An 11845-nucleotide genomic window follows, 5' to 3' on the forward strand; every position below is an offset into this window, starting at 1 on the left:
CGCCATGACACCACGCCCGAGACTTGCAGAACCTGTCCCCTCCCGCGGAGGGGAGATCGAACAGCGTTTCGCCTGGCTCCTGGACCGCATGCGCGACCGCTATCTGGCCGGTGGGTATGAGCTGGACGATGTCCACCTGGCCCAGATACTGGGCGTGCATCCCGGTGTGCTGCGCAAGGGGAAATTCTCCAGTGTCTCGCCCTCGCTGGCCCAGGCCGCGGCCGAGGCCTGGGATGTCGACCTGAACTGGCTTCTGCTGGGGCGGGGCCGCGAACCCTCTGCGCAAGGGCCCCTTTCCGGCCTGGAGCAGATACCGCGCGAGACCCGCGTTGCCCGCGGGCGCTGGAGCGATGCCGAGGTGCGCCGTCTGATGCGCGAAAAGGGGCTGAGCCAGAAAGACCTGGCCGCGCGCCTGGGCATTCCGCAGGCCCGGGCCGGGGCCCTGGCCCGCGGCCAATTGCGCGACCCCGACCTGCGTGAAAGCCTGGCCGGAATACTCGGCGTCCCGGTGGAGCATCTGTTCCTGGTCACCGGGAATAACCCGCCCGAGGAAACGGCGCTCGAAACCGCTGACACCGGAGGGCTCTACAGCCTGAGCGCGGTGCGGGGCGCGCTGAGCCGCATCCTGGACGAGCACCTGGAGGCCGCACTCGGAAGCGGCGGCCGGACAGAACATACCCTCGAGTTTGTCCCGGACGGGATCAGCCTGGCCGTCCCGCCGCCCGCGCCCAGCCTGTCCGAGCTGGACCGTCTGCGCTACGAGCGCAACCGCGAGGTCCTGGAGCGTTGGAGCCGCAGCCGCGGGGCGTTCAGTGTGCCGGCGGAGGTGGCGGGACGGTTCTGCCGGGAGGTGTCGGGTTTCTACGAGGGCGGCCGCGTGGATGACGTGGGCCACATCCTGCGCGACTACATCAGCGAGGCGGACCAGGCCGGCGGTCAGGCCGGCAAAGCCGATCCGGCCCGGCTGCAGCTTCAGGACAACGTGCTGATAGTCGGAGGGACGCAGATTGAGGTGGATGACCCCGAGTTGCTGGCCCGTATCCCGGAATACCTCAACACGCGCACCGGCCGTCTGCGCCTCCTGGAATGGCTGCGCAGCAACGTGGGCGGCCGCTGAACGGCCTAACCTCGACGGGAGTGCCGGTTGGAGGCCTCTTTCCGGATGAACTCCAGCAGGCGCTCGCGCAGCTTGCGGTCCCGCAGGGCCTCGGCCAGGAGCGAGGCCAGTTGCTCATCCAGCGAGACCGGCTCCCCCTGGTTGTCCGTGGTGCGGCGGGTAGGGGTCCGGGCCGGAGCGCAACTGTGCAGGGCCGCCTCGGACTCGGCCAGAAGGACAAGCAGACGGGCGGAGAAACGGTACAGGGTGTCGAGGCTGCCCCGGTCGATATGCTCCTGAAGCATGGGGATTTCTCCGCGCAGGATATACTCGGCGCGCACGCCGCTGCGCACCAGGGAGTCCAGCACCTCCGGCGCCAGGGATGGCTCCCGGCGGCGAAACGCTCCGCTCAGGCTGTCCGGAGCGAGCGCCAGCATGGACTCAAGCTCCTCGGGGCTCTGGCAGTAAAAGTGCCGCATCACCTCGAGCACACGGTCGAGAATGTCGGGCCAGGGCCGTTTCGTCTCTGCCTTGGACATGGCTTATCCCCCTTTGGTTGACGTGGCTCTATGGATTACCCAGGCGCGTGATCCGAGGCTGGACGGCGGCGTTCAGCATAGGCGCCGGGGCATTTGACGGTCTTCCTCCAACTCGACCCAGACTGCCCGTATACGCGGGTCAGGCTCTGTTCCGATCTGTGATGTTCCTGAATTCATGCATACTGCGACCGGCATTGCCAAGGTTTCCCGGCCCGGCGTAATACCGTGCATTCTCATATTCAATCCCTAAATCCCGCCGTCGAAAACGACCTGCGGCGGCCGACAATTCGCACGGAGGTGGTCCGGATGCGTAGTGTCTGGCTCAGACTGATCCTGCCCTTGTTGGTCCTCGGTGTCGTATCCTGCGGGGATAAGGTCGATCCGCTCTCCGCTCCGCCCCCGGACAACGGCGGAGGAGGCCCGGTCGGTGTGGTAAGCTACGAAGCCGATATCAGGCCGGTTTTCGAGGCGCACTGCACGCTCTGCCACGCCGTGGACAAGCAGGGGGATGCGCGCAACGGCGCGCCGGTGCAGGTCAATCTCGATTCCTACTCCGCTGCGGTCAGTGTGGCCCAGGCGGCCAACCTGCGGATACAGTCCGGCACCATGCCCCCCACTGGCGGGATACCACAGACCGAGCGCGCCCTGTTCCAGCAGTGGCTGGAGGAGGGAATGCCGGAAAAGGAGGCGCAATGAGAACGTCCGACTGCCTTCGCCGGGCGGTCCTGACGGCGGCGCTGGTTTCGGCCGGGCTATCCCCACTGTCCCTTAAAGCGCAACAGAGTGTCCGGCCCGACAGCACCGGCGTGGAGATCCTGGAGGCGACCGAGGTTACCAGCCTGGAACCGGGCCGGGATTATTTCTCCGACAACTACGCCCGGGTCGAGCGAGCCCTGTCGGCGCCTTTCGCCCGGACACTGCGCCGTAACTCACTCCTGCTGGTGATCGACCACCGCACACGCCAGAGCCTGGATAATAATCCGTTCCGAGATTTCCTGGGTCTGGACGCCGGTGGCCTCAAGATCGGGTTGGGCCTGCGCTATGGGTTGCTTGACAACCTTGAATGCGGTCTATACCGTTTAAATGGAGTTTCTGAGATTTTCGATGTTTACGAATTTGATCTCAAATTCGCGCCTCTGCATCAGGGAAAAAACGGCCTGGACCTGGCCCTTCGCTCGGGCCTGACCTGGTTCGCCCAGCCGGGGATCGAGGACGCCGCGGGCGGGTTTTTCCAGGTGCTGGCGGACCGGACCTTTCTGGGCCGCCTGACCCTGGGTGCTGGGATAATGTACCACAGCGAATCCTCGAACGAGGCGAAAAACGACCAGAGCACATCCTGGTCCGTTGCGGCCCCGTTGAGCGCGGAGTTGCGTCTTAATCGCTTGGTTGCCCTGGACCTGGAAAGCGTTACGCCCCTGGGCGGCTACCGCAGCCGCAACCCGCTGTTCAACGCCGGGGTGAAAATCATCACCAACCGGCATACGTTCGCCCTGCTGGTGGGCAACGGCCGTTACCTCAGCGCGGATGGGCTGGTCTGCGGCACGCCCCGGCGGCTTGGGGATGCGATAATCGGTTTCACCATCATCCGGGAATTCGATCTTTGAGTCCGGGCCAAACCGAAGGAGAGCTCCTCGCATGACCAACCGTCGTGACTGCCTCAAAGCTCTGGCGGCTGTCCCGGCCCTGGTGGCCGGGCTGACCGGATCGCTGGCCGCGGCCAAGAAAATCTCGATCTCGCTGGACCTGGTGGAGCGGCTGAAAACCGTGGGCGGGTCGGCCTATCTGAAGGTCAAGGAACGGGAACTGCTTTTCATCCGGGACAGCGAGGAGACGGTCAAGGTGCTGGACCCGCTCTGCACACACAAAAAATGCACGGTGGAGTACGACTCCGGCAGCCGGACCCTGGTCTGCCCCTGCCACGGCTCGCAGTACGCGCTGAGCGGCAAGGTGCTCAAAGGCCCGTCTAAAGCGGACCTGACAAGCTACGAGGCCACGCTCGCGGATGGACGGATAACGATCAGCCTGGAGGATTGAGCCATGCCTGGACGCTTGCCGGTGCTTCTCGCCCTGCTGGCAGTCTCCGCGTTCCTGTTCCCAGATAGGCTCCCGGCCCAGGGCGCAGCTCCAGACAGCATAAAAGTGTCGGCGCAGGATACCTCCGCGGTCGAAAGTCTCGATTCAGTGGAACAGATCATTCCACAGCAGAGCGGCCCCGCCGAGTCAGGCAGCCCAGCCCTGCGCGGCCTGGGGCACCTCCACCCCATCCTGATCCATTTTCCGATCGCCTGGCTGGTCCTGACCGCCCTGTACGAGCTGACAGTCGCCCTGGGGGGTTGGAAACGTTCGCGGGGGGCGCCGCTCTGGCTCCTGGGCCTGACCCTGGCCGGTTTCCTGCCCGCGCTGGGCAGCGGCCTGGCCAACGCCGCCGGGCAGGTGGGGGTGGATGCCGCCACCGCGGAACTGATCGAGGACCACCGCAGCCTGATGTTCGTCTCGGCGGGGCTCCTCACGGCGGCCCTGGTGCTCGGCCTGCTGCAGCGGTCTCGTGCGGGGCGTGGTCTGAAGGTGCTGCGCCTGTTACTCGTTATGGCGGCGGCGGTCTGCGTGGGGATCGGGGCGCATATGGGCGGAGAGCTGGTTTACGGCGAGAGCTATTTCCCGTTCTGAGCACAAAATAAAAAGGCTCCGTTTCGCCTGGCAGCAAACGGAGCCTCGAGCCGACAATCCATCCGGCCCCCCACCGGAGTGCGACAACAGTCTCGCCGGACTGTCGGCATCATCTTCGTTGAACGCACGCCCGGAAGAAAAGCAAAGGGTGTGCCAGTTTCTTTGTTCCAGTCTGGAGGCTTGAAAATCAAGGCTTAGGACGATTTATCTCAACGGTTGTCCCGGAAAAGCGCCTTAATTTTGTTACCAGGGACAGAACAGCGTTACCCTCGGGGTATCACTCGCAAGGTTCATGGCAATAAAAAACGGATGGACCATCCGGTCCATCCGCATATCTGGCGGAGAGGGAGGGATTCGAACCCTCGGTAGAGTTTCCTCTACAACACCTTAGCAGGGTGCCGCCTTCAGCCTACTCGGCCACCTCTCCGTTCAAGCTCGTAAGTCGTTCGGGCTAAACTAACTCAACGCTCATTCACTGTCAAGCTTTTTAGCCGGCAAGGCGCGTTCGGCGCGCCCCGCAGCTCACTGCGAATCCTTCTCCGTGTCCCCCTCGTCCAACCTCCGTCCGACCAGGTCGATGTCGATCGGGTTGATCCCGACGCTGTGGGCCAGGTACTCCTCGATGTAATCGAGGATATCGCCGAGTGTGTTCCACTTGCCCCACTCCTGGTCCGGGACCAGGACCTTGAAAAGCTCCTCCAACTCCATCAGGCAAGCGGTCAGGCGCACTGAATCCAGGCCGAGCGCCTGGATCGACGTGCCTGTGCCGATAGTTTCCAGGCGGCAGCGGTTCTGCCGCAACAGGGAGACAAGGCCTGAGAACATTTCATCACGAGTCATTTTTTCTCCCGCTCTCAGAGCAGATGGACCGGCGCACCGTCGCGCGCCTGGCTCAGCGCCCCGGCCTCGATCACACGGATGACCTGCAGGGCCTCCTCGTAGGGGACGACCGGCACGCCGGTCTCGAACGATTGTAGCACGGCCTTGACCATCGGCAGGTAGCTGTTGGAGGTGATGGCGATCACATCCTGGCCTTTCGTGCCGGTCACAGTGACCGAGTAGGCATGCCCCTCCCAGGCGTGGATCAGCCCGCTGGCCCCGTCGGCGAACTCCAGCACCAGGATGTGGCGGCGGGTGCCGCTGCCCAGGTTGCGCACACTCAGCACCGGCTCCCCTCCCGTGACCATCGACATGATCTCGATCCCGTGCACGGCGTAGCGTGCCAGGTCCTGGTAGCAGGGCGCGCAGACCGTGATGATGCCCGGCTTGCCTATCCGCTCGGCCATCCGGCCGCGCAGCGCGATCAGGGCCGGGTCGAAGCGCGTGCTGCTGCAGTGCGACAGTACGGCGCCGTTTTCCAGGGCTGTGTCGATCATCACCCGCGCGTCCTCGGCCGAGGCGGCCAGCGGCTTGTCCACGAACACGGGCTTGCCCCGGGTCAGGAACGCCAGGGCCTGCTCGCGGTGGTATTCGCCCCACATGTCGCAGACAAACGCCCCCTCCGTGGCTGCGGCCGCCTCCTCGAGGCTGTCGGTCACGGTCGGCACGCGGGTGGCCTCGGCCACCTTGGCCGCAAACTCCCGGTCCCGGCTCCAGGCGTGGGTGAACCGCCAGTTGTCGCCCACCGAGCCCGGCCAGTCGCCCGCCGGGAACAGGCCGTGGGTCCAGCCCGGCGAGTTGCGCACGAACGCTTCCCGGTCGCCGCCGTTGACCAGGGCGCTTAATATGAACGGATGCGAATTGTTCAAGCCTACCAGGGCCAGATTTTTCACTGTTTCTCCTGTTATCTGCAGGGTTGGTCATTCCTCAGGAAAGGCGAGTTTAATTTGTGGCTGAAGGACTGGATTTTCAAGTCTTTTTGGCATACTTATATCTTGTCGGCCCGTGAGTGAACGATTAGTTTATTTTCCACCCGGCTGAGGCCCGGCGCGAGGCGCGAAGGGTGCAGCCCCGTGACAAGGGGGTCCGGTGAAAGTCCACGAATACCAGGCCAAACAGATACTTAGCCGCTTCGGAGTGCCGGCGCCCGAGGGTGAGGTTTGCGCCGGAGCGGATGAAGTGCGTCCCGTGGCCGAGCGCCTGGCCGCAGGCGGCGGCAAGCTGGTGGTCAAGGCCCAGATCCACGCCGGCGGGCGCGGCAAAGGCGGCGGGATCAAGGTGGCTTCCAGCCCCGAGGAGGCCGCGCAGCTCGCCGCGGTCATGCTCGGCTCGACTCTGGTCACACCCCAGACCGGACCGTCGGGGCGGCGCGTGGGACGGGTGTTGATCGAGCAGGGCGTGGATATCGCCCGTGAGCTGTACGCGGGCATCCTCCTCGACCGCGCGTGCGTGCAGGATGTGTTCATGGTCAGCACCGAGGGCGGGATGGAGATCGAGCAGGTCGCCGCCGCCACACCCGAAAAAATCCACAAGGTCTGGATCGACCCGCTCACGGGGATGTCGGCCTACCAGGCGCGCGAGCTGGCCTATGCCCTGGGCCTGGAGACGTCGCTGGTCAAGGCCGCCGTGCCGGTGCTGCTGAACCTCTACGCGGCCTACCGGGCCACCGAGGCCAGCCTGGCCGAGATCAACCCCCTGGTGGTCACAGCCGGCGGACAGGTGCTGGCCCTGGACGCCAAGATGAATTTCGACGACAACGCCCTGTTCCGTCACAAGGACATCGCCGAGTTGCGCGACCCCGAGGAGGAGGATCCCCTGGAGCGCGAGGCCGCCGCGTTCGGGCTCAACTACATCAAACTGGACGGCAACGTGGGCTGCATGGTCAACGGCGCGGGCCTGGCCATGGCCACGATGGACATAATCAAGCAGGCGGGCGGCGAACCCGCCAATTTCCTGGATGTAGGCGGCGGGGCCAATGTTGAGACAGTCGGCAACGGGTTCCGGATCATCTGCCGCGACCCGCATGTCGGCGCCGTGCTGATCAACATCTTCGGCGGCATCGTGCGCTGCGACCGCGTGGCCCGCGGGGTGGTCGAGGCGATCGGCGCAAGTGGAGTCAAAGTCCCCGTAGTGGTGCGCCTTCAGGGCACCAACGCCGCCGAGGGACGCAAGATAATCGAGGAAGCCGCCCTGGGGTTCCGTTCGGCCGAGACCCTGCAGGAGGCCGCGGCCCTGGCAGTTGCGGCCGCCTCCGGGAAAGGGGGCGCCCGATGAGCATCCTCGTCTCGCGCGATACGCGTCTGGTTGTCCAGGGAATCACCGGCGGCGAGGGCAGTTTCCACACCCGCCAGATGCTGGAGTATGGAACCAACGTAGTGGCCGGGGTCACTCCCGGCAAGGGTGGCGAAAGGTTCGAGGGCCAGGTGCCGGTGTTCGACACCGTGAACCAGGCCGTGCGCGCCACCGGGGCCAACGCCGCGGTGATTTTCGTCCCGGCAGCTTTTGCCGCGGATGCCGCCCTGGAGGCCATAGACTCCGGCCTGCCCCTGGTGGTGATAATCACCGAGGGCATCCCCACCGCGGACATGATCCGGGTGCGTCGCTTCGCAATCGAGCGCGGCGCGCGCCTTATCGGCCCCAACTGCCCGGGAGTGATCACCCCCGGCCAGTGCAAGATCGGGATCATGCCCGGTTTCATCCACTGCCCGGGCCACGTGGGCGTGATCTCGCGCAGCGGCACTCTCACCTACGAGGCGGTCTGGCAGCTCAGCGAGCTGGGAATCGGCCAGAGCACCTGCCTGGGGATCGGCGGCGACCCGGTGATCGGCACCACGCACCTGGAGGCGCTCAAGCTGTTCAACGCCGACCCGGACACCGAGGCGGTCCTTCTGATCGGCGAGATCGGCGGCACGGCCGAGGAGGAGGCCGCCCTGTACGCCAAGGCGCAGATGTCCAAGCCGGTGGCCGCTTTTATCGCCGGGCGCACCGCCCCGCCGGGACGGCGCATGGGCCATGCCGGGGCGATAATCACCGGCGGGCGCGGCACAGCGGCGAGCAAGATTGAGGCGTTGCGCGCGGCCGGGGTGACAGTGGCCGAGAGCCCGGCCGAGATCGGCCGGACAGTGGAGCAGGTGCTCAGGAAAGGTTAGGCGCACAGGCTTCAGCCCCAATATATTCTTCATTGGTAACATAGGGCACGGCACGCCGTCCCCCTACGTGAACTGTGCACATAATTTCGACATATGGTTTTCAGAGCGGCGTAAAAGGAGAGAGCGTGAAAGAACTGACCCTGACCATCATCAAGCCGGATGCCATGCGCGGCAACCTGGCCGGTAAGATTCTCGCCCACCTGGAGGCCGCCGGTTTCGAGCTGCGCGCCGCCCGGATGCTGCGCCTGAATCCAGACACAGCCGGCGGGTTCTACGCCGAGCACAAAGGCAAGCCGTTCTATGAGCCGCTGGTCGAGTTCATGACCTCCGGGCCGGTGCTCGTGGCCGCCCTGGAGCGTGAGAATGCCGTGGCCGAGCTGCGCCGGGTGATCGGCGCCACCGACCCGACCCAGGCCGAGCCGGGCACAGTGCGCAAGCTCTACGCCGCCAGCAAGAGTTTCAACGCGATCCACGCCTCCGACTCGCCGCAATCGGCCGCGCGCGAGCTGGCCTATTTCTTCGGCCGCGCCGAGCTGACCGACAACAACCGTCCCGGCAATATGGAGCAAGCCAGTTGAGGGAATTCGAGCTGATCGGCCATATCCGCGCGGCGGCCTCGGCCGCCCCGCTGCCCGACACGGTCCGGGTGGGGATCGGCGATGACTGCTGCGTGCTGCAGCCGCTCTGCGCGGATGAGCTGGTGCTGAGCACGGATGCCCTGGTGGAGGACGTGCATTTCCGGCTGGAGTATTTCAGCCATTTCCAGGTGGGTGCGCGCGCGGCGGCCGCGGCCCTGAGCGACCTGGCCGCCATGGCCGCGGCCCCGCTGGGGCTTCTGGCCACAGTGGCCCTGCCGCAGGGCGGCGATGAGAGCGCGGTGAGCGAAATCTGCCGCGGCCTGTTAGAGGTGTGCGGACGCTACGGCTGTCCGCTGCTGGGCGGCGACCTGACCGCCAGCCCCGGGCCGCTGATGCTCAGCCTGACCGTGGCCGGCAAAGCCGCCTCCGGAGGCTCGATCCTGCGCTCCGGGGCCGAGCCTGGGAATTACATCTGGGTCACCGGTTCGCCGGGCGAGGCCGCCGCGGTGCTGGAATACCTGGAGCTGGAGCGCGCCGGAAAAGCGGAGGGTCTTCCCAGACCGGACGAGGCGGCCCGGGAACGGTTTTTCTCCCCCCAACCCCGTATCCCGGAGGCGCTATTCCTGAAAGAGGCCGGCCCCCCTGCCGCGATGATCGACATCTCGGACGGTCTGGCCGGGGACCTGGGCCATATCTTGGAAGCCTCCGGCGTGGGGGCCGAGATCGAGGAGAGCGCCCTTCCCCTCGGGGAATACCCGGTGGCCCTGGCCCGGGCGCTGGGCAAGCCGGATCACCACTACCTGTTCCATGGCGGCGAGGACTACGAACTCTGCCTCACCGCGCCGCCCGGGGCGCTCCAGCACGCGGTCCGGGAGTTCAACGAGACCTTCGGCCTGCGGCTGACCCGTATCGGCACGGTCACCGCCGACCGGGAACACCTGCTGCTGCGTGGACAGGACAGCGCACTGAGACAGATACAGCCGAAAGGCTACGAACATTTCGCCTGAAAGTTATGTCAAACAAAAGGAGAAAAGGGATGAACAAAGAGGAACTTGTCGCCAGGGTGGCCGACAACACCGGCCAGAGCAAACAGGCCGCCCGGGAGGTGTTGGAGGCTTTTCTTGACGTGGTGGGCGAAAGCCTGGGCGAGGGACAGAATATCGAACTGCGCGGTTTCGGCTCGTTCAAGGTGAAAAGCCGCCGCGAGCGGGTCGCGCGCAACCCGCAGACCGGCGAGAAAGTGGAGGTCCCGCGGCGCTTTGTCCCGGTGTTCAAGGCCTCCAGCGCCCTGAGCGGCAAGCTGGCCGACAAGTAGGCGGCCCCACCGGTGAACAGAGGCATTGCGCGGAACAGGGTTGACTTGAAACCGGAAGCGATAAAGCACAAACCGGAGGGCCGCCGCGGCTGGCCCTCTTTTTACATCCACAGAGATATGGAACGTGAGGAAAAAAAAAGTTGGCTCAGAACAGTAAAATGATAGTCCGTTTCGCGCCCAGCCCCACCGGCTATCTTCATATCGGCGGGGCGCGCACGGCGCTGTTCAACTACCTGCTGGCCCGTCACAACGGCGGCCGGTTCCTTCTGCGCATCGAGGACACCGACCGCGAGCGCTCCACCGAGCCGGCCGTGCGCGCTATCCTGGAGGGCCTGGCCTGGCTGGGCCTGGAGCATGACGGCGAGATAGTGTTCCAGTCGCTGGGCTTCGACCGTCACCGCGCGGATGCCGCCCGTCTTCTCGAAAGCGGCGCGGCCTACCGCTGTTTCTGCACCCAGGACCAGATCGAGGCCCGGCGGGCCGAGAAGAACCTCTATATCTACGACCGCAAGTGTGCCGCCCTCGACCCGGCCGAGAGCGCGCGGCGGGCCGCCGCGGGCGAGTCTTTCGCCGTGCGGTTCCGGGTCCCGGCGGGCGAGACCGTGTTCGAGGACATGGTGCACGGCAGTCTCAGGTTCGACAACAAGGAGATCGAGGATTTCGTGATCCTGCGCTCGGACGGCACCCCGACCTACCAACTGGCCGTGGTCTCGGACGATATCGAGATGGGGATCACCCATATCCTGCGCGGGGATGACCATGTCTCCAACACGCCCAAGCAGATACTGCTCTACCGGGCCCTGGGCAGGACCGTCCCCGTTTTCGGCCACGTGCCGCTGATCCTGGGCCCGGACAAGAAACGCCTCTCCAAGCGCCACGGCGCCACCAGCCTGACCGAGTACCGCGACATGGGCTTCCTGGCCCCGGCGCTGTTCAATTTCCTGGCCCTGCTGGGCTGGTCGCCCGGGGAGGACCGGGAAATTCTTTCCCGTCAGGAGCTTGTCGAGCTGTTCTCGGTCGGCTCGATCGGCAAGAAAAGCGCGGTGTTCGACCAGGCCAAGCTGGAGTGGATGAACGGCCAGTACCTGTCGGCGCTGGACCCGGAGGTGATCCTGCCGCTGGTGGAGGCGGATTTCAGGGCCGCCGGGCTGCTGGCCGCCCAGCCGGATGAAAAGGCGCTCGCCTACCTCAAGCGCGTGCTGGCCCTGGTGCGCGAGCGTTGCCGGTTCGTGCGCGATTTCGCGGTCCAGGCGCGCTGCTATTTCCCGGTCGCCCTGGAGTACGACCCGGAGGTGGTGGCAAAGCGCTGGAGCGCCGAAACGCCCGCCCAGCTTACAGCCCTGCGGGAGGCCCTGGCGACGGCGCCGCAGTGGCAGGCCCCCGAGCTGGAGGCCGGGCTGCGGGCCGTGGCAGAGAAATTGCAGGTCTCGGCCGGTAAGCTGATCCACCCGCTGCGCCTGGCCCTGACCGGGGCCGGGGTGAGTCCGGGGATTTTCGAGGTGCTGGAGCTGCTGGGACGCGAGCTGTCGCTGGCGAGGATCGCCCAGGCCCTGGAGCGCCTGGGCTGAGAGCGCCGCGCGCTGGCGACAGGTGGAATTGCGAGATTAAGGTGTTTATAATCA

14 protein-coding genes and 1 tRNA gene are annotated in these 11845 nt (G+C 65.6%); 11 read left to right on the forward strand and 4 right to left on the reverse strand.

Features of this window, described 5'->3' with window-relative positions:
* Positions 1-4: 4 nt before the first annotated feature.
* Positions 5-1117, forward strand: a complete 1113-nt coding sequence (locus LLH00_03560; protein MCE5270341.1) for a helix-turn-helix transcriptional regulator — start codon at positions 5-7, stop codon at positions 1115-1117.
* A gap of 5 nt (positions 1118-1122) precedes the next feature.
* Here the strand turns inward: LLH00_03560 and LLH00_03565 are convergent, their stop codons facing one another.
* Positions 1123-1635, reverse strand: coding sequence for a hypothetical protein (locus tag LLH00_03565; GenBank protein MCE5270342.1), 513 nt, complete (start codon positions 1633-1635; stop codon positions 1123-1125).
* 306 nt (positions 1636-1941) lie between these two features.
* Between LLH00_03565 and LLH00_03570 the strand changes: the two genes are divergently transcribed.
* Genes LLH00_03570 through LLH00_03585 form a run of 4 tightly spaced genes read left to right on the forward strand, consistent with a single transcriptional unit; the run spans position 1942 to position 4302 of the window.
* Entirely contained in the window at positions 1942-2331 is a 390-nt protein-coding gene (locus LLH00_03570) for a hypothetical protein (GenBank protein ID MCE5270343.1), read from the forward strand.
* Positions 2328-3239, forward strand: coding sequence for a DUF5777 family beta-barrel protein (locus tag LLH00_03575; protein ID MCE5270344.1), 912 nt, complete (start codon positions 2328-2330; stop codon positions 3237-3239). Before LLH00_03570 ends, LLH00_03575 begins: the two co-directional genes overlap by 4 nt.
* A gap of 31 nt (positions 3240-3270) precedes the next feature.
* The gene (locus LLH00_03580; protein MCE5270345.1) at positions 3271-3669 is read left to right on the forward strand and encodes a Rieske (2Fe-2S) protein; all 399 of its coding nucleotides are present in this window, start codon (positions 3271-3273) and stop codon (positions 3667-3669) included.
* Positions 3670-3672: 3 nt separating this feature from the next.
* Positions 3673-4302, forward strand: coding sequence for a hypothetical protein (locus LLH00_03585; protein ID MCE5270346.1), 630 nt, complete (start codon positions 3673-3675; stop codon positions 4300-4302).
* Between the two features lie 336 nt (positions 4303-4638).
* On the opposite strand, the gene LLH00_03590 is transcribed toward LLH00_03585, so the two are convergent.
* From LLH00_03590 to LLH00_03600, 3 genes are all read right to left on the reverse strand, one after another.
* Positions 4639-4729 (reverse strand) — tRNA-Ser (locus LLH00_03590).
* Positions 4730-4824: 95 nt separating this feature from the next.
* Entirely contained in the window at positions 4825-5142 is a 318-nt protein-coding gene (locus tag LLH00_03595; protein MCE5270347.1) for a phosphopantetheine-binding protein, read from the reverse strand.
* 14 nt (positions 5143-5156) lie between these two features.
* Complete coding sequence (locus tag LLH00_03600) at positions 5157-6074, reverse strand: Gfo/Idh/MocA family oxidoreductase (GenBank protein ID MCE5270348.1); 918 nt, start codon at positions 6072-6074, stop codon at positions 5157-5159.
* 196 nt (positions 6075-6270) lie between these two features.
* Here LLH00_03600 and sucC point away from each other — a divergent pair, with 196 nt between their 5' ends.
* The 6 genes from sucC (at position 6271) to gltX (ending at position 11791) form a co-directional block, all read left to right on the forward strand.
* Positions 6271-7455 (forward strand): ADP-forming succinate--CoA ligase subunit beta, encoded by a 1185-nt coding sequence (sucC, locus tag LLH00_03605; GenBank protein MCE5270349.1) that lies wholly within the window; start codon positions 6271-6273, stop codon positions 7453-7455.
* On the forward strand, positions 7452-8330 hold the full coding sequence (sucD, locus tag LLH00_03610) for a succinate--CoA ligase subunit alpha (protein ID MCE5270350.1): 879 nt from the start codon (positions 7452-7454) through the stop codon (positions 8328-8330). Before sucC ends, sucD begins: the two co-directional genes overlap by 4 nt.
* Positions 8331-8455: 125 nt before the next feature.
* Positions 8456-8908: a nucleoside-diphosphate kinase gene (ndk, locus tag LLH00_03615; protein MCE5270351.1), complete on the forward strand. Its 453-nt coding sequence runs from the start codon at positions 8456-8458 to the stop codon at positions 8906-8908.
* Complete coding sequence (thiL, locus tag LLH00_03620; protein ID MCE5270352.1) at positions 8905-9915, forward strand: thiamine-phosphate kinase; 1011 nt, start codon at positions 8905-8907, stop codon at positions 9913-9915. The genes ndk and thiL overlap by 4 nt, the downstream gene beginning before the upstream one ends.
* 29 nt (positions 9916-9944) lie before the next feature.
* Complete coding sequence (locus LLH00_03625) at positions 9945-10223, forward strand: integration host factor subunit beta (GenBank protein ID MCE5270353.1); 279 nt, start codon at positions 9945-9947, stop codon at positions 10221-10223.
* Positions 10224-10363: 140 nt separating this feature from the next.
* Complete coding sequence (gene gltX, locus LLH00_03630; GenBank protein MCE5270354.1) at positions 10364-11791, forward strand: glutamate--tRNA ligase; 1428 nt, start codon at positions 10364-10366, stop codon at positions 11789-11791.
* Positions 11792-11845: the final 54 nt, after the last annotated feature.

This window comes from bacterium, from assembly GCA_021372515.1.
GTDB lineage: Bacteria > Gemmatimonadota > Glassbacteria > GWA2-58-10 > GWA2-58-10 > JAJFUG01.